At 74.7% G+C, this 17,086-nt stretch carries 19 protein-coding genes; 6 read left to right on the forward strand and 13 right to left on the reverse strand.

The annotated features are described in order from the left end of the window. Positions 1–13 precede the first annotated feature (13 nt). The 7 genes from G3T38_RS03680 to G3T38_RS03710 form a co-directional block, all read right to left on the reverse strand. Positions 14–526 (reverse strand): Sec-independent protein translocase subunit TatA/TatB, encoded by a 513-nt coding sequence (locus G3T38_RS03680; protein ID WP_163770744.1) that lies wholly within the window; start codon positions 524–526, stop codon positions 14–16. Positions 527–533: 7 nt separating this feature from the next. Continuing rightward, positions 534–1,310 carry a twin-arginine translocase subunit TatC gene (gene tatC, locus G3T38_RS03685; RefSeq protein WP_206675772.1) on the reverse strand — a complete coding sequence of 259 codons (777 nt, stop codon included), beginning with the start codon at positions 1,308–1,310 and terminating at the stop codon, positions 534–536. Further along, positions 1,307–1,519, reverse strand: a complete 213-nt coding sequence (locus G3T38_RS03690) for a Sec-independent protein translocase subunit TatA/TatB (protein WP_163770745.1) — start codon at positions 1,517–1,519, stop codon at positions 1,307–1,309. The genes tatC and G3T38_RS03690 overlap by 4 nt, the downstream gene beginning before the upstream one ends. Positions 1,520–1,582: 63 nt before the next feature. Further along, positions 1,583–2,656 (reverse strand): intradiol ring-cleavage dioxygenase, encoded by a 1,074-nt coding sequence (locus G3T38_RS03695; protein WP_163770746.1) that lies wholly within the window; start codon positions 2,654–2,656, stop codon positions 1,583–1,585. A gap of 119 nt (positions 2,657–2,775) precedes the next feature. After that, positions 2,776–3,873, reverse strand: a complete 1,098-nt coding sequence (locus G3T38_RS03700) for an FUSC family protein (protein WP_163770747.1) — start codon at positions 3,871–3,873, stop codon at positions 2,776–2,778. Positions 3,874–3,933: 60 nt separating this feature from the next. After that, complete coding sequence (locus G3T38_RS03705) at positions 3,934–4,332, reverse strand: hypothetical protein (protein ID WP_163770748.1); 399 nt, start codon at positions 4,330–4,332, stop codon at positions 3,934–3,936. A 186-nt stretch (positions 4,333–4,518) separates the two neighbouring features. Continuing rightward, entirely contained in the window at positions 4,519–5,208 is a 690-nt protein-coding gene (locus tag G3T38_RS03710) for an HNH endonuclease family protein (RefSeq protein WP_163770749.1), read from the reverse strand. Between the two features lie 164 nt (positions 5,209–5,372). On the opposite strand from G3T38_RS03710, the gene G3T38_RS03715 reads away from it, so the two are divergent. After that, a complete protein-coding gene (locus tag G3T38_RS03715) occupies positions 5,373–6,770 on the forward strand; it encodes a wax ester/triacylglycerol synthase family O-acyltransferase (RefSeq protein ID WP_163770750.1) in 1,398 nt (465 codons plus the stop codon). Here G3T38_RS03715 and G3T38_RS03720 read toward each other — a convergent pair. Next, a complete protein-coding gene (locus G3T38_RS03720) occupies positions 6,757–7,941 on the reverse strand; it encodes a DNA methyltransferase (protein WP_163770751.1) in 1,185 nt (394 codons plus the stop codon). The two genes, G3T38_RS03715 and G3T38_RS03720, sit on opposite strands and share 14 nt — an antisense overlap. Before the next feature lie 55 nt (positions 7,942–7,996). On the opposite strand from G3T38_RS03720, the gene G3T38_RS03725 reads away from it, so the two are divergent. After that, positions 7,997–8,551 (forward strand): GNAT family N-acetyltransferase, encoded by a 555-nt coding sequence (locus G3T38_RS03725; RefSeq protein WP_174267596.1) that lies wholly within the window; start codon positions 7,997–7,999, stop codon positions 8,549–8,551. Here the strand turns inward: G3T38_RS03725 and G3T38_RS03730 are convergent. Further along, positions 8,496–8,867, reverse strand: coding sequence for a hypothetical protein (locus G3T38_RS03730; RefSeq protein WP_163770753.1), 372 nt, complete (start codon positions 8,865–8,867; stop codon positions 8,496–8,498). The genes G3T38_RS03725 and G3T38_RS03730 overlap by 56 nt on opposite strands. A gap of 40 nt (positions 8,868–8,907) precedes the next feature. Here G3T38_RS03730 and G3T38_RS22070 point away from each other — a divergent pair, with 40 nt between their 5' ends. From G3T38_RS22070 to G3T38_RS03745, 3 genes are all read left to right on the forward strand, one after another. Continuing rightward, positions 8,908–9,789: a matrixin family metalloprotease gene (locus G3T38_RS22070; protein ID WP_163770754.1), complete on the forward strand. Its 882-nt coding sequence runs from the start codon at positions 8,908–8,910 to the stop codon at positions 9,787–9,789. A gap of 99 nt (positions 9,790–9,888) precedes the next feature. Further along, positions 9,889–10,791: an ABC transporter permease gene (locus G3T38_RS03740; protein ID WP_206675773.1), complete on the forward strand. Its 903-nt coding sequence runs from the start codon at positions 9,889–9,891 to the stop codon at positions 10,789–10,791. Next, positions 10,784–11,611: an ATP-binding cassette domain-containing protein gene (locus G3T38_RS03745; protein WP_163770755.1), complete on the forward strand. Its 828-nt coding sequence runs from the start codon at positions 10,784–10,786 to the stop codon at positions 11,609–11,611. The genes G3T38_RS03740 and G3T38_RS03745 overlap by 8 nt, the downstream gene beginning before the upstream one ends. Before the next feature lie 376 nt (positions 11,612–11,987). On the opposite strand, the gene G3T38_RS03750 is transcribed toward G3T38_RS03745, so the two are convergent. After that, positions 11,988–12,953 (reverse strand): glycosyltransferase family 2 protein, encoded by a 966-nt coding sequence (locus G3T38_RS03750; protein WP_163770981.1) that lies wholly within the window; start codon positions 12,951–12,953, stop codon positions 11,988–11,990. Positions 12,954–13,063: 110 nt separating this feature from the next. Between G3T38_RS03750 and G3T38_RS03755 the strand changes: the two genes are divergently transcribed. Then, positions 13,064–14,299: a phosphodiester glycosidase family protein gene (locus tag G3T38_RS03755; RefSeq protein WP_163770756.1), complete on the forward strand. Its 1,236-nt coding sequence runs from the start codon at positions 13,064–13,066 to the stop codon at positions 14,297–14,299. 31 nt (positions 14,300–14,330) lie between these two features. Here the strand turns inward: G3T38_RS03755 and G3T38_RS03760 are convergent, their stop codons facing one another. The 3 genes from G3T38_RS03760 to G3T38_RS03770 form a co-directional block, all read right to left on the reverse strand. Beyond that, positions 14,331–14,951, reverse strand: a complete 621-nt coding sequence (locus G3T38_RS03760; RefSeq protein ID WP_163770757.1) for a response regulator transcription factor — start codon at positions 14,949–14,951, stop codon at positions 14,331–14,333. Further along, positions 14,948–16,141: a sensor histidine kinase gene (locus tag G3T38_RS03765; RefSeq protein ID WP_163770758.1), complete on the reverse strand. Its 1,194-nt coding sequence runs from the start codon at positions 16,139–16,141 to the stop codon at positions 14,948–14,950. The genes G3T38_RS03760 and G3T38_RS03765 overlap by 4 nt, the downstream gene beginning before the upstream one ends. Before the next feature lie 125 nt (positions 16,142–16,266). Continuing rightward, entirely contained in the window at positions 16,267–17,085 is an 819-nt protein-coding gene (locus tag G3T38_RS03770) for an ABC transporter permease (RefSeq protein WP_163770759.1), read from the reverse strand. Position 17,086: the final 1 nt, after the last annotated feature.

The following is a 17,086-nucleotide window of genomic DNA, read 5'->3' on the forward strand; positions in this document are numbered from 1 at the left end:
GCGCCGCTCGGCCTCAGTCCCGCTCGGGGGCGCTGCCCTCGGCGACCTCGGCGGCGGAACGCGCCGCGGGTGCCTGGGCGGCCAGGCGACGCGGATCGTCGGCGGGGAGCGAGGCGATCGCCACCCGTCTCGGGTGGGCGGCGGACCCGGTCACCAGGAAGCGTTGACCGGGTCGCACCCGCGACGCCTGCTCGACCAGCTCCGCACGCGCCGCGGCGTCCACCGGGCGGTCACCACCGGCGCCCGTCGGCGCCGACGTCGGCGCCGACGTCGGGGCGCCGTCGAGGGCGTCGCGCACGATCCGGCGCGGGTCGTACTGCCGCAGGTCGAGGGCCTCCCACTCGGCCCGGGTGAGCACGTCGCCCACCTCCGCCCGGGCGCGGGCCCGGGAGGCCTCGACGAACGCGCGGAACCCGCGGACCGTCTCCCGCAGCTGGTGCGCGTACGCCGGCAGCCGCTGCGGGCCGATCAGCACGCCGGCGACGACGGCGACCAGGAAGAGCTTCTCGAAGGTCAGTCCGAACACGGGGGCCTCACTCGGCGGTCGGCAGGGATCGGGCGGTTCTGCGGTCGTGGACCTGCGTGACCACGAGCGCCGCACCGAAGAGGACGGACATCGGAGCCGCGACGAAGAACATCGACATGACGTCCGCAGCGGGCGTGACCAGGGCGCTGAAGAGCACGATGACCACGACGATGGCGCGCCACCCGCGGAGCAGGGTGCGGGCCGGCAGCACCCCGAGCAGGTTGAGCGCCACGAGGAACACCGGCAGGACGAAGGCGATGCCGGTCGCGAGCACGACCCGGAGCACGAAGTCCACGTAGTACGACGCCGTCAGGATGGTCGTGTCCTCGGTCGAGGAGAAGCCCGCCAGCACCCGCACCATGTGGGGGAAGAGCCAGAAGCCGAACGCGCAGCCCCCGGCGAAGAGCGGCACCGCCGCGAGCAGGAACCCCGTGGCGGCCCGCCGTTCTCGCCCGGTCAGCCCCGGCGTCACGAAGGCGACGAGCTCGAGGAACCAGACGGGGCTCGACAGCACGATGCCGGAGAAGATCGCGATCTTCAGCTTCAGGTCGAACGCCGCGGTCACGGTGTCGTAGTTCAGGCTGGCCTGCCGCGACTCCCCGAGCTCCTCGATCGGGGCGCGCAGGACGTCGAGGACGTGGTCGGAGAGCAGGTAACCGACCACGACCCCCACGACGAGGGCCGCCGCCGCGCGCACCGTGCGCCTGCGGGCCTCGCGCAGGTGGTCCGCCAGCGGCATCTCGCCGCGGGGCGGGGACTCCGGCGCGACGGCGGTCACGCTCACGGCACGCGGCGGTCGGCCACGGACGTGACCGGGGCGACCGGGGCGACCGGGGCCGTGGAGGAGGGGGAGTCGTCGTGGGTCTCGTCCTTGAGGATCCGCACGGACTGGCCGACGCTCCTCGCGAGGGCGGGCAGCTTGGACGACCCGAAGACGAGCAGCACGATCGCGAGGATCACGAGGGCGTGCCATCCGGTGAGGTTCTGCAGCATGGGAGTTCTCCTGGGGTGGGTGGGGGTGGAAGTGAGCGGCGCGCGGTGGGGGGGGTCCGGGGATCACCCGGTGGTGGACGAGTCCGGCGGAGCCTGGCCGTCGGTCGGCGGCTGACCGCCACCGGGACCGCCGCCCTCACCACCGGAACCGCCGCCCTCACCGCCACCACCGCCGGGACCGCCGCCCTCACCGCCACCACCGCCGGGGGCGGCGCCGGCGCCGGCCTCCGTGGTCGTGTCGATGGCCACCGCGAGGGATCCGACGTAGCCCGCGTCGACGTCCCCGGTGAAGGTGCCCATCTCCAGCTCGTACCCGTCGCTGAAGACGTTGTCGGTCTCCAGCGACACCTGGGCGAGGTTCTGCGTGGAGCCCGCGTAGGTGTCGAGCGCGTAGACCTCGGCGAGCACGTCCTCGGGGAACGCCACCTGCGACGTGGCGATGGCGTTCGCGACGTCGGTCGCCGAGTCCACGTCGGGATAGACCTCGAAGTGGATGTGGGTCCACCGGCCCGCGTAGCAGGCGGGGACGATGGTCGTGAACGTGACGCGGCCGTCGCTGTCGGCGACCTGGACGCCGCGGAGGTAGGTGACGTCCTCGAGGCCCGTGGAGTACATCGAGTACTCGCCGTGGGCGTCGCAGTGCCACATGTAGACGGCGGCGCCGGCGAAGGGCACGTCACCGCCGGCCATGTCGGTGAGGGCGAAGGACATGTCCAGGGGCACCCCGTCGGCGACGACGGACCCGTCGAGGCTGGAGGTCACGTCGCTGCGCACGATCCCGGACTCCTGCAGCACGTTGAGGTCCGCGGTGCCGTCGGCCGGGTAGGGGCCGTTGGTCTCCTGCGGGATCTCGCCGTCGGCGGTCGCGGCGGCCGACGTGTCGGCGCTGCTCCCGCCGGAGGTCGCCGAGGACCCCGCGGAGCCGGTGCTCGACGAGCCCGGTCCAGAGGAGCAGGCGGCGAGGGCGAGCGCCCCCGCGCCGAGACCGGCCACGCCGAGCACGCGGCGGCGGGTCAGCAGGGTGGCGGCGTCGAAGCCCGCGCCCTGGTCGACGACGTCCTCGTCGGGACGGGGGAGCAGTCGGCCGTCGTAGGCGGGACCGTCCGGGGTCTGGTCGGGTGGTGGCGTGTTGCTCATGGTCGGCACTCCTCGGGGCGTCTGGTGGACGAGTCACACCGTGCCCGCGGAGGCGGGGAGGACCATGTGCGCCGCCTGTGCGACCCCTGTGAGCCTGCGACGCTGCGCGCGGCCCGCGGTCAGCCCACGGGCGGCAGCGCGTCCGTCGCCTCCAGCGCCTCCATGCCGGTCACCTCCAGGAGGTCGGCGATGACCGAGCGCATCTGCGCCAGCAGCACCTCGACGCTCAGCTCGTCGGTGCGCTCGAGCTGGGCCGAGCCGCGGGCCGCCCGCAGGAGCTGCGGCTGCGCGTCCGTGGCCATGCGGTTGTGGGCGAGCTCGCCGGCGACGGCCTCGGCCGCTTCGGAGATCTCCCGGCAGAGCACCGCGTACCCCGGCGGCACCGGCCGCCGGCGGTACGCCGCGATCGCCGTGCGACGCGTCAGCACCCGGGTGCTGCGCAGCGCCTTGTCGAGCGGCTCGACGAGCTCGCTCATGCGCCGCACGGAGTCGCGGTGGCGGAACCGGAACGGCGACGACGCCACCACCGACATGCCCTCGTCGGCGGCGTCCTGCAGCTCCCGGATGAGGTAGTCGGTGGCGCGGGCGTCGGCCAGCACGTCGAACGCCCGCTCCGTGTCGCCGTCGACCATCACCTCCGAGGCCGCCCGCAGCAGCGCCGCGATCTTGCGCACCACCACGGCCGCCTGCTCCCGGGGCCGCCGCAACGGCGCGGACGGGACCAGGGTCGCCGCCACCAGGGCCACCGCGCCGCCCACGAGGGCGTCGGTCCACCGCACGAAGGCACCGCCCGGCGTCGGCACCAGGGTGGCCACGAAGATGGCCTGCACGGCCGACTGGGTGACGAGCAGCTGACCGCCGTCGAGCAGCAGCGCCGTCGACATGGACAGCACGACGATGAGCATCAGCTGCCACCAGCCCGACCCGATCTGCAGCACGAGGAGGTCGGCGACCAGCACGCCCACGGCGACTCCGACCGCCACCTCGGCCACCCGGCGCAGCCGCTGCCCGTAGGACGTGCCGAGCCCCAGGACGGCCGCGACGGGCGCGAAGAACGGGTGGTCGTGGCCGAGCACGTCGGAGGCCAGGAACCAGGCGACACCGGCCGCGATGGCGCACTGCGCCACCTGGAAGCGCTTGGAGCGCCAGCGCGCCACGCGGGCGCTCGCCGACAGCCGGCCCTTGGCCCAGATCCGATCGACGGGCAGCGCCTCCACGAGGCCCGATCATGCCAGAGGAGGCGCCGCCCGGACCGTGACGCCGGTCGCGACCGCGGCTCAGCCCGCGTGCACCGTGCCCCGGCCTCCCCCGCCGGCGTCGTGGCGGGCCCAGGCGATGGCGACCTGGAGATCGGCCAGGTCCCGGTACCACGTCTCCACCTCGGCGGTGCAGACCGCGACCTGCACCTCCGTGTCGTACTCCCCGCACTCCGCCGTCGCCTCCGACAGCGTGGGCGGGTGCAGCGTCGTGCCGTCGTGGTGCTCGATCGAGAACCCGTTGTCGGCGTCGCCGGTCACCGCCACCACCGTGTCGCCCGGCGGGACCCAGCCGGGCGCCCGCTCGGTCGACCGGTCCGCGGCCGCCGCTCCGCCGCCTCCGGCGGCGAGCCCCCCGATGGTGCCCACCGCCGCCGCACCCACGATCCCGACCACGATCCCTGCTGCTCGACGTGCCATCCCGATCCCCCGTCCTGCTCCGGCACCGGACCCTCCGGTGCGACGAGGACGACGCTAGGACGCAGCGACCCCGCCCGGGGGTGCCCGGACGGGGCCTGGGGACGACGGTCCCCCGCGCTGCGGCTGGGGAGGACGAGCGGGCCGGGCCAGCAGCGGCCAGCAGCGGTCAGCAGCGGTCAGTAGCGGTCAGTAGATGGTCACGCTCACCGTCTGGGAGCAGCCGGCGGCGTACGACGTCAGTGCCTGCTTCTCGGCCGCGTCGACGGTGAGGCCCCAGCGGTGCTTCACCGAGACCCACTCGGTGACGTAGCGGCAGTGCGACCCCGACGGCATCCACTCGGCCGGGTCCTGGTCGCTCTTCGAGCGGTTGGAGGAGGCACTGACGGCGATGAGCGACCCGTAGAAGCCCAGGTCGTTGGCGAAGGCCTCCCGACGGCTCGCGGACCAACCCGACGCCCCCGAGTCCCAGGCCTCGGCCAGCGGCACCATGTGGTCGATGTCGAGCGAGGACGCGCTCGTGTAGCTGGTCGCGTCGTAGTAGGAGTACCAGCGACCGCCGGAGATCGAGCAGCCCGAGCCCACGGTCGGCGCCGTGTCCGCCTCGCTGAGGAGCACCTCGGCGCGCGTGTTGCACCCGTCGCCGTCGGCGTCGATCCAGTGCCGGAAGAGGTCGCGGCTGTAGCCCGTGCGGTTCTCCGCCGCCACCGGCAGGTCGGCGACGGCCTGCGTCACCGGCGCCGAGTACGTCGCGGCGTGGGCCGGCGACGGCGCGACGAGCAGGCTGCCGATGGCGAGGAGGGCCGCCAGGACGGCGGCGACGAGGTAGGAGGTCGCCCGGTGGGCGGCGGGCGGGCAGGGGTGGGCGAGGTCGCGCATGGAGGTGCTCCCGAGATGGAGTGGACGACGTGTGCCCCGCCACCCTGCGACGCCGGCGTGCGTCGGGAAAAGGCCTGGGGAGGAAAACCTGGGTAACGCGCGGACGGCGAGTACGTTGTGAGCCACGACACGCCGTCGTACCTCTCCCCGTCTGGAGGCCACCCGTGGGCGCACCGCTGGACCCGACCGCTGCCGCGTTCCTCTTCGCGGAGAGCCGCAGCATGCCGATGCACGTCGGGGGGCTCCAGCTGTTCGAGATGCCCCCGGACGCGGGGCCGGAGTTCACGCGCGACCTGGTGCAGCGGGTGCGGGCGACGCCGGACATGTCGCCGCTGTTCCTCCAGCACCCCCACCGGTCGCTCGCCACGGGCGGCGCGTGGACCTGGCGGGAGGACGTCGAGTTCGACGTGGAGCACCACGTGCGCCACAACGCGCTGCCCGCGCCCGGTCGCATCCGCGAGCTCCTCGACCTCTGCGGCCGGCTGCACGGCACCCGGCTGGCCCGGGAGCGACCGCTCTGGGAGTGGCACCTGATCGAGGGGCTCGCGGACGGCCGCGTCGCGATGTACTCGAAGATGCACCACGCGCTCCTCGACGGTGTCGGGGCGATGCGCCTGCTGCAGAGCGTGCTCACCGACGACCCCGACCTGCGCGACATGCCGGCGCCGTGGGCGCGGCGCGAGCGGCCCTCCCGCCCGCCGAGCCGCTCGAGCCTGGCCCTGCCGACCCAGGCGCTCAACGGTGCGCTCGCCGTCGCGGGCGAGGCGGCCGGCATGCCCGCCTCGCTGGTGCGGACGCTCAACCGGGGCGTGCGCAACGAGACGTCCGCGGTGAGCTTCTACTCGCCGCGCACCCTGCTCAACCGTCGCATCACCGGCGCGCGACGGTTCGCCGCCGACGACTGGCCGCTCGAGCGGCTGCGCGCCATCGGGCGGGCGTCGGGGACGACGATCAACGACGTCGTGCTGGCCATGTGCTCCGGTGCGCTGCGGGCCTACCTCTCCGAGCTCGACGCCCTGCCCGACACGACCCTGACGGCGATGGTGCCGGTGTCGTTCCGGCGCGGCCAGGCGGCCGTCGCCTCCGACGAGGGCGGCAACGCGGTGGGCGCGGTCATGGTGAAGCTCGGTACCGACCTGGCGGACCCGGCCGACCGGCTGCGCTCGGTGCGCCGCTCGATGCTCGAGGGCAAGGAGGCGCTCGGGTCGATGACCAACACCCAGGCGCTGGCCATGACGGCGCTCGGGCTCGCGCCGGCCGTCGTGCTGCCGCTCCTGCGCATGCAGGGCGTGGTGCGGCCGCCGTTCAACCTGATCATCTCCAACGTGCCCGGCCCTGACGGCCCGCGGTGGTTCGACGGCGCCCGCATGGTGGGGATGTACCCGCTGTCGATCCCGCTCCACGGCATCGCCCTCAACATCACCTGCACGTCCTACGACGGACGCCTGGGGTTCGGGCTCACCGGCTGCCGCCGGACGGTCCCGCGCCTGCAGCGGCTCCTCACCTTCCTCGACGACGAGGTGGCCGCCCTCGAGAAGGCGACCGGCGTCAGCGGGGCGTGAGCCCCCCGAGGCCCTCGGCGTAGCCGCCACCGAGGGTCGCGTCCACCGCCCGCAGCCGGGCGCGGGTGACGTCGGCGACGGTCGCGAAGCCGGCCTCCGCCGCCGCGGACCCGGGCCGCACGGGCTCGCCGGCGTTGATGCTGAGGCACGTGCGGGTGCCCCCGTCGGCCGCGTTGAGCAGCGCGACCGCGTGCCCCGTCGTACCGCTCCCGGCGAAGGGGTCGAGCACGCGGGCGTCGGCGGGGTACGTCGCGACGACGCGCCGCAGGAGACCCGTGGGCTTGGGCGAGTCGAACGCCTTGCCCACGAGGGCCGTCACCTCCGCGACGGCCGTGTCGGTCGAGCCGATCTCCTCGGCCAGCCAGATCGTCGTGAGCTTCTTGCGACGCTCGGGCGTGAGCCAGTCGCGCTGGAAGACGTCGACCCGCTCGCCCAGGCGGCCCCGGACCGTGCGGCAGACGAGGTCGTCGGCCCGCTGGGCCACCAGCGGCGCCGACCACCGCCACACCGCCGGCGCGCCGTCGCCGAAGACGGGGCGCACCTCGGTCGAGCCCTCGAACGGCGTGCAGGAGACACGACCCGTGGCCGGGTCGCCGTGGAGCGGGTAGTGCAGCGTCGGGGCCGTCGTCGGCCGGAAGCGCTTGTTGGTGTTGCGCAGCGGGAGCAGCCGGTAGCGCCGGCCGTCGTCGGCGGTGTGACCGAAGTCGGCCGGGTCGACGGTGTCGGGGCTCGTCGGGTCGAGGCGGCAGCGGCGGGCGTCGCGGGCGTAGACCAGCAGGTACTCGTGGCTGACCGCGAACCCGCCACCCAGCTGACGGCCCTTCGCGTTGAGGTTGACGACCACCTGCGCCACGAACGCCGGCTCGCCGAAGACCTCGTCGAGGAGGAGCCGCAGGTGGGCGACCTCGCGGTCGTCGATGCTGACGAACACGGCGCCGGAGGGGGCGAGCACGCGGCGTACCTCGGCGAGCCGGGGACGCATCATCGCCACCCACGCGGCGTGCCGGTCGGCCGCGCCGGCGCGGCTCGCGGCGCTGCGGTCGCGGTAGACGAGCGCCGTGTCGCGGTTGTAGGGCGGGTCGAGGTAGGCGACGTCGACGGATTCCGCGGCCAGGCGGGCGAGCACGTCGAGGTTGTCGCCCTCGATGAAGGTGTTGCTGGGCGCCGGCACGGCGTCATCATGCCAAGCGGACGGCGTCGGCGGCGGGCCGATAACCTCGACGACCGTGTCGCCCGTCCCGCCTGTCCCGCCTGCTGTCCCGCCCGCCGTCACCGTGTCCGTCGATCCCGACCTCACCGCCCCCGACGTGCGGGCGCTGCTGGAGGCCCACCTCGCCGACATGCGGGCGGTCTCGCCGCCGGAGTCGGTGCACGCGCTCGACCTCGACGAGCTGCGGGACCCCGCGATCACCTTCTGCGTGGCCCGCGCCGCCGACGGGACGCTGCTGGGGGTGGGGGCGCTCAAGGAGCTCGACGACCCGGCCGAGCCCGGGGGCCACGGCGAGGTGAAGTCGATGCGCACCTCGCCGACGGCCGTCCGGACGGGCGTCGCCTCGCACCTGCTCGCCCACCTGCTCGACCTCGCCCGCGAGCGGGGGCTCGGCCGCGTCAGCCTGGAGACCGGGGCCGAGCCGTTCTTCGCTCCGGCGCGCCGGTTCTACGCACGGCACGGGTTCGTCGAGCGCGGTCCGTTCGCCGGCTACGAGCCCGACCCGAACAGCGTGTTCATGACCCGCCCCGTCGCAGGGAGCGCGGCTTCTCCGGAGCCACCGCCCGCGTGAGGTCGGCGTGGGCGACGAGCTCGCCCAGCGGGGTCTCGACGGGCGGGTACGCCGCCACCGGCGTGCTGCCGCTCAGCACGACGTAGACGGTGTCGCCGCCCGGCGCGAGCTGGAGCACGGAGGCGTCGACGAGCCCGGCGGCGTGCGCGTGGGCCTGCCGCTTGGCGCGCACCAGCCCGGCCCGCCGGGCCGCCGCCTGCGCGGCCTGCTTGCCGCCCTTGTCCCAGGCGAGCTTCAGCTGGGGGCCGTACTTCACGGCCAGCGTGACGCCCGTGGTCGCGAGGGTCGCCGCTTTCTTCGGGTCCATTCGTGCCATGTGGCCATGATGCCGCGCCGTACCGCAGCATGATGGGCGCGTGCGCGGGGACGGATCGGGTGGGAGCAGGCGGGAGCGGCGGGAGCGCCGACGCCGCGAGGCGGAGATGCTGCGGCGCCTCGAGGAGCTCGACCGCGTCGACGCCGCCCTCGGCCTGGGCGCGCTGCCCTACGGCGTGCCCGCCGGCTCGCGGCCACCGCCGCCGCGCCGGCGGTGGGTCACCGTGCTGATGGGGTCGACCGTCCTGGTCCTGCTGATGGGCGTCGTCGTCGCGCTCGCGCCGCAGGCCGCGCCCCTGCGCGACCTCCTCGGGCTGCAGCGGTACGGCGAGCGTCCGCCGTACGCCGCGGGCGAGGGCACCTACGCGTTCCTCGCGACGCAACCCGGCAGCGACGAGCCCGTCGGCTACGACCCCTGCCGGACGGTGGAGGTGCTCGTCAACCCCGAGGGCGCCCCGCGCGACCACCGCGAGCTCCTCGACGCGGCCCTCGCCCGCGTCGGCGCCGCGACCGGGCTCGACCTGCGGGTCGTCGGCGAGACGGACGACCGCGACACCGACCGCATCGACGACGCCGGCCGGCCCGAGCCCGTGCTCGTGCTGTGGGCCGACGAGGACGAGCAGCGCGACCTGCGCGGCGACGTCGCCGGGTACGCCGGCAGCGTGGCCCTCGGCGGCGCGCGGCTCAGCTACGTGACGGGCGTCGTCGTGCTCGACGTCGACGCCTTCGCCGAGATGGCCGCGGAACCGGGCGGAGCGGCGTACCGGCAGGCGGTCGTCGACCACGAGGTGGGTCACCTCGTCGGCCTCGACCACGTCGACGACCCCGGGGAGCTGATGTACCCCGAGACCGGCGCCATGACGGAGTTCGGTCCCGGCGACCTCGAGGGGCTCGGCCGTCTCGGTGCCGTTCCCTGCGGTTGAGGGAGGTACCCTGCCCGATGCTGTCCGCACGACCCGGCTCCGGCCGCCCCGATCCCCGAGGAGCACCTGCATGACCCGCCGCCTCCGCGAGGTCCCCGCGTGACGTCCGCGGAGCCCGTCGCCGACGGACAGGGCCGCCTGCCCGACGAGGTCGGCCTCTCCCTCAAGGAGATCGCCGAGAGCAACGGGCTGCGCCAGGTCGGTGGTCGGCCGCGGCTCGGCACCTACCTCGCCGGACTGTGGGGTCGGCGCCACTTCGCCTGGATGCTCGCCAAGTCCCAGGCCTACAGCCAGAACCAGGGCAGCTACCTGGGCCAGGCGTGGAACATCCTCAACCCGCTCATCAACGCGGCGGTCTACCTCACGATCTTCGGCTACGTGCTGAAGACCGACCGGGGCATCGAGAACTACATCGCCTACCTGCTCATCGGCATCTTCTTCTTCCAGTTCATCACCCGCGCCATCACGCTGGGCTCGAAGGCGGTCGTCGGCAACACCGGGCTCGTGAACTCGCTGCAGTTCCCCCGCGCGCTGCTCCCCATCTCGACGGTGCTGACCGAGCTGCTGACGTTCCTCCCCGCGACCGTCGTGCTGCTCGTGCTGGTGCCGCTGTCGGGCGAGCCGTTCACGTGGTGGTGGCTCGCGCTGCCCGGCGCGATCGCGCTCATGCACGTCTGGGGCACGGGCATGGCGTTCCTGCTGGCCCGGCTCGTGGTCGAGGTGCGGGACGTCGCCAACCTCATCCCGTTCATCATGCGCGCCCTCATGTACTTCTCCGGCGTCTTCTTCTCGATCACCACCTACGCCGGATCGGGCCTGCTCGGCACCGCACTGGCCTACCAGCCGGTGGCCGTCTACCTGCAGCTGGCACGCACGTGCCTCATGGTCGAGGCGGAGCCGTCGGCGACGCTGTGGCTGGCCGCGCTCGGGTGGGCCGTGGGCACCCTGGTGGTGGGGTTCCTCTTCTTCTGGCGGGCGGAGGCGAAGTACGGCCGTGGCTGAGCACACTCCACCGACCGAGGCCGCACCGGCGGCGACCACGACGCCCGACAAGGGGCGTCCGGTGCTCGTCGTCGACGACGTGCACCTCAAGTACAAGACGTTCGGCGGCAAGCGCCGTACCGGCTCGTCGCGGCTGCCCGGCTGGGCCCGCGGCTTCTCGCAGGGCGTCGGCGCCGTCGACGTCGTGCACGCCGTCAAGGGCGTCTCCTTCGTGGCCCACCACGGCGAGTCGATCGGCCTCATCGGCCACAACGGCTCCGGCAAGTCGACGCTGCTGCGCGCCGTCGCGGGCGCGATGCCCGTCACGAGCGGGGCGATCTACACCGACGGCGTCGCCTCGCTGCTCGGCGTCTCCGGCGCGCTCATCAAGAACCTCTCCGGCGAGCGCAACATCATCCTCGGCTGCCTGGCGCTCGGCCTGAAGCCGGACGAGGTGGCGGCGCACTACGAGGAGGTCGTCGAGTTCGCCGACATCGGCGACTTCGTGCGCCTGCCGATGGAGGCCTACTCCTCCGGCATGGGCGCCCGGCTCCGGTTCGCGATCTCCACCGCCGCCTCCCCCGACATCCTCATGATCGACGAGGCGCTCGCCACGGGCGACGCGTCGTTCAAGGCGCGCTCGCAGCGCCGCATCGACGAGATCCGGGCCCGCGCCGGCACCGTGCTGCTCGTCAGCCACTCGATGGGCACCATCAAGGAGACCTGCGACCGCGTGCTGTGGCTCGACTCGGGCGTGCTCCGCGCCGACGGCAAGCCCGACGAGGTCATCGAGGCCTACATGGAGACCCAGCGCGCCAAGGTCGAGGCGTCGAAGAAGTAGGGCTGTCCGGGCTGTGCCGGGGCTGTACCGGGCGCTGAAATGTGCGGCTGGGACAGGCCCGCCACCGTCCCACCTGCACCAGACGCACAGTCCTGGCCCCGACCGGCTCCACCCCGCCGGACGTCATGCGCAGCGGCCGCCCCCGGCACCGAACCGCATGACGTCCCACGCAGGCCGGGACTCGCGCACCCGGACCCCGGCGCCGACAACCCCACTGCCCTGACGAAGGAAAACGCGGACGCGCTCCGGACCCCGGGAAAGAGAACGCGGACCCCAGCCCGCGACACGCCGATGCCGGGCCACCTCGAGTCCGCGTTTTCTTTCGCCGAGGCGCACTTTCCTCGCCGCGACCGCGCCCCGACCGCGCGCTCGACGATCAGGCCCGCTCGGCCCGCTCGACGTTGCGCAGGAACCCGGCGCCCCAGGACAGGTGCATGGTCATGATCACGACGGGCAGCCACGCCCGGGCCCGCGGGGGCAGGTCGCGCCCCTCGGGCAGGGACGCGGCGGTGACGGCTGCGGCGTACCCCGCCGGCGCCGCCCAGCCCAGCTGCAGCACGCGCGAGCCCGTGACCGACCCCAGCACGCCCGCGGCGGTGCCGAGCGCGACCGCGGCGGTGACGACGGGCGGGGCGAGGTAGCGCACGGAGGCCGTCTCCGGGTAGTGCTCGACCACGCGGCGACGCCACCGGCCCGAGCCGTGGAACTGCTTCGCCAGCGCCCGCACGGTGCGGCGCGGCCGGTAGGTGACGGCGATCGCGGGGTCGAACCAGATCTCCTCGCCGGCCGCCCGGATGCGGTGGTTGAGCTCCCAGTCCTGGGCGCGGCGGTAGCGCTCGTCGTACCCGCCCAGCTGCTCCAGCACCGCCCGCCGGAAGGCGCCGAGGTAGACCGTCTCCGCCGGCCCCGCCGCGCCACCCAGGTGGAAGCGGGAGCCGCCGATGCCGAGCCGCGAGCTCATCGCCACGGCGACGGCACGCCCGAAGTCGTCCTCGCCGACGACGTGCATCCGTCCGCCGACGTTGGCCGCGCCCGTCGACTCGAGCAGCTCGACGACGCGACGCACGTAGCCGTCGGGCAGGAACCCGTGCGCGTCCACCCGCACCACGTAGGGCTGCGTCGTCGCGGCGAGCGCGGCGTTGAGGGCCTGGGGGGTGCGCCCCGTGGGGTTCGGTACGACGCGCACCCGCGCCTCCCGCGCCGCGATGTCCGCTGCGATCGCCTCGGTGGCGTCGGACGAGGGCCCGACGGCGAGGACGACCTCGAAGGGGCCGTCGTAGTCCTGGGCGAGCACCCGGTCCACCGAGTCCGCGAGGTAGGGCTCCTCGTCGAGCACCGGCATCACGACCGACACACCCGGGAGGGTGGCGGGCCGAGCGGTCTCGGAGGAGGTCGCGGGTGAAGTCTCGGGATGCACCGGCGGAATGTTACCGATCGCCCTACCGTGCTCCCATGTCCCTCCGCCGCAGCACGGCGGCCGGCGTCGGATCCCTCCTCCTGCTGCTCTGCGCCGCCCCACCCTCGCCCGCCACCACGGATCGCCCGATCGCGTGGAGCGCCGGCGCCGTCACCGACGACGGCTCCTCCGACACCGAGGACCCCTCGGTCGTCCCCGTCCCGCCCGCTGCCCGCCGCGGGGAGCAGGCGCGCAGCGACGCCACCCACCCGCTCCGCACCGGTGACACGGTGCGGCTCGCCACGGGCGTTTACCTCAAGACGTTCAGCGAGGTCGACGAGCGGGGCGGGTACGTCGGCAAGCTCGTCGCCATCGACCTCGGCGGGTCCACCAAGGTCCGCCCCGACCACGCCTGGAGCGGCCAGGTGGCGACACGCGCCACCCTGGACCGGCTCGTGGGCCCGAACGCGGTCGCCGCGATCAACGGTGACTTCTTCGACATCGACACGACGGGGGCGCCGCGCGGGTTCGGCATCAGCCGGGGCGCCGGGGTGCTCAACGGCCGCGAGAGCGGCTGGAACTACGCCGTCTGGATGACCCGCGGCGGCAGCGTCGGGCTCGGCCAGCTCGACCTCCAGGCCAGCCTGGCGGAGTTCCCGGGCCTGGCCGTGAGCGCCTGGAACTCGGGCGCCGTGGCGGCCGACTCGGTCGGCGTCTACTCGTCGGCCTGGGGCACCTCGGTCGACGCCCGCCCCGTGACGGCGGGCGCGACCGACGTGCGCACCGTCGTCGTGCGCGACGGCCGCGTGGTGCTCAGCTCCTCCGCCCCGGTGCGCACCGTCCCGCCCGGCGGCTACGTGCTCGTGGCCCGTGGCACGGCGGCGGCCCGGGCCGCGCAGATGCCGTACGGCACGGTCGTCACCCCCCGCGTCGCCGTACCGGGCAACGTGGCGTTCGCGGTCGGCGCCAGCGGACCGCTCGTGCGGAACGGGCAGGTCGCGAACCGCAGCGACACCACGCTCGCCCCCCGCACGGTCGTCGCCTACGACCGCGACACCCACCGGCTGCTGCTGTTCGTCGTCGACGGCCGCTCGGAGCGCAGCCGCGGCATCACCCACCTCGAGGCGGCGGAGATCGCGCTGTGGCTCGGCGCGGACGAGGCCCTCAACCTCGACGGCGGCGGGTCGACGACGATGCTGGCCCGGGTCGGCGGCCGGATGGTGACGGTCAACGAGCCCTCCGACGGGAGCAGGCGCCCGGTGCCCAACGGCATCCAGGTGGGCTACCCCTGACGAGCGCCCTGGCCAGTGCCCCGCCGGGCGGTCAGATCCAGCCCATCCGCCGCGCGCTGGCGCAGGCGTCGTGGCGGTTGGCCGCGCCGAGCTTCGTGACGGCGCTCGAGAGGTAGTTGCGCACCGTGCCCGGCGACAGCGACGCCCGCCGCGCGATCTCCTCCACGGGGGCGCCGTCGGCCGCGAGCTCGAGCACGTCGGCCTCCCGGGGCGTCAGCGGGCTGTCGCCGGCGCTGATGGCCTCGGCGGCGAGCTCGGGGTCCACGTGGCGCCCGCCGTCGTGGACCGTGCGCACCACCCCGGCGAGCGTCGCCGCCGAGGTCGTCTTGGGCAGGAACCCGCGTACGCCGGCGGCGAGCGCCCGCTTGAGGTGCCCGGGCCGCCCGTGGCTGGTGACGATGACCGCCACGCAGCCGGGGGCCACCGTCGCGAGGCCCTCCGCGACCTCGATGCCGTCGGGGCCGCGACCGTCGCGGCCCGGCATCTGCAGGTCGAGCACCGCGACGTCGGGGCTGGTCCGCCGCGCCATCGCCAGGGCCTCGTCACCGCTCGCGGCCTGCGCGACCACCTCGAGGTCGTCCTCCAGCGCCAGCATCTGGGCGAGCGCCTCGCGGATGAGGTTCTCGTCGTCGGCCAGCAGCACCCGGATCATGCGGGCTCCTCCCCTCGTCCGGCCGCCGTCTCGGCCGGGAAGTCGACGCGGAGCACGAAGTCGTCGTCCTGCCGCGCGGTGTCGAGCGTCGCACCGGTGGGAGCCAGGCGCTCCGCCAGCCCCACGAGGCCGGTGCCGCGGTGCGCGGGGTCGGCGGGCCGGGCCCCGTCGTTGCGCACGACGAGCGACCCCGCTCCGCCGGCGCCCTCCGGGCGGCGCTCCCAGCGCACGGCCACGCGGGTCGCGGTGGAGTGGCGCAGCACGTTGGTGACGGCCTCCCGCACCACCCACCCGACGGGCTCGCGCCAGCGGGGCGGCAGGTCGTCGAGGTCCTCGTGCCAGTCGATGCCGGCGGAGCGCACCAGCGACCGGGCACCCTCGAGCTCGGTGCCGAGGTCGACCGGGCGGTAGCCGCGAGCAAGCGCCCGAGCCTCGCGCAGCGCCTCGTGGGCGGCGGCCCGCACCTCGAGCATCGTGGCGGCCGCCCGCTCGTCCCCGCGCTCGGCGAGCCGGGAGGCCAGCTCGGCCTGGACCGCGATGGTCGAGAGGTGCCGGCCCAGCACGTCGTGCACGTCGCGGGAGAAGCGGAGCCGCTCCTCCGCGATCGCGAGCCGGCTCTGCGCCTGTCGCGCCTGGTCGAGCTCGCGCACCACCGCGAGCAGCCACAGCGACGAGCGCAGCGTGAAGACGAAGAAGGCGTAGACGCCCAGCCAGACGAGCGCGGCGGGCGACGCACCGATCCCGAACAGCGCGACGGCGCCGCCGACGAGGACCACCGGACCGAGGGCCACGGCGGCTCGTCCGCGCACGGCACCGACCCCCCAGGCGAGCGTCCCGGCGACGACGGTCACGACGAGGCCCCGGTCGTCCTGCGGCAGCGCGAACGCGAGACCGAGCGCGACGAGGGCGGCGACGACGTTGAGGGCGGTCGCGCGGCGTACCCGCGGGTCGTCGAGACGGGGCCGCACCTGGTCCATCGCGACCCGGAGGCCGAGCGTCGCGGCGAGCGCGGTGAGCACGACGGCCACCGCCAGCAGCAGCGCCGTCCGGGGTGACGCGAGCTCGCCGGGACGGAACGCCACGACGGAGAGCCCGACCCACCACACGAGGACGTAGAGCGAGACGCGGGTGTAGAGCTCGACCCGCTGCACGTCCGTGCGGCGGGTCCAGAACCCGTTCCACCGTGCCATCGACCCTCCTGGTCCTGCAGCTGGTCCCCTCCACGCGCCGGGGCGCGGACGACCATCATGGCCGCCCGCGCCCCGGCGCCGTCCCGCGCGTCCCCCGCGCGCCCGGGACCGGTCCGCGCGATCGGTCAGCCGCGCGGCTCCCACCGCATCGACCGCGCCGCCAACGAGGCGGCCACGACGGCCCACACGGCGAGCGTCACGAGCGGCTGCGCCGACGCCGCGAAGGAGTCCCCGAACGAGACCGCGGCACCGTCGGCGTCCTGCCCGAACCAGCCGATCCGCACGAGCGTGTCGAGGGCGGCGCCGGGCGTCCACTCGAGCACGGGCTGCACGCGCTCGGGCAGGATCGCCACGAGCGAGCCGACGACGGCGACGAGGATGACGGGCATGGAGGTCAGCTGGGCGGCCTCGGCGTTCTTGGTCCAGGCGGCGGTCCAGAAGGCCAGCGCGGCGAAGGCCCCGGCGACCAGCACGGCGGCGAGCGCCACGACCACCCCGTTGCGGGGCAGCGGCTGCCCGAGCGCCGCGGCTGCCGGGACGCTGATCGCGACCACGGCCAGCAGCACCGCGATGCCCGGCAGCGCCATCGACGCGAGGATCTCGCGGTCGGTGGCTTCGCCGGTGCGCAGGCGCTTGAGCACGAGCTCGTCGCGGCGGGTCACGGTGAGCGAGAGCAGGTTGTAGTAGACGGGGAAGATCGCGGCCAGCATCAGCACGTTGGTGAGCGCGGAGATGCCGGTGCCGGCCTCGCCGCGCGGCCCGGCGAGCAGCAGCGCGAGCGGCACCAGCGGCATGACGACGGCGTAGACGAACGTCATCCGGTTGCGCACGAGGAGCACCGCGTTGGCCCGGGCCATGCCCAGCACGCGGCGGGCCGCGGACCCCTGCGGTCGGGCGTCCGCCCCGGTCCCGTACGACGCGGGCGTCAGGTCGATCGTGCTCATG

Source organism: Nocardioides zeae (assembly GCF_010686755.1).
Classification (GTDB): Bacteria; Actinomycetota; Actinomycetes; order Propionibacteriales; family Nocardioidaceae; genus Nocardioides; species Nocardioides zeae.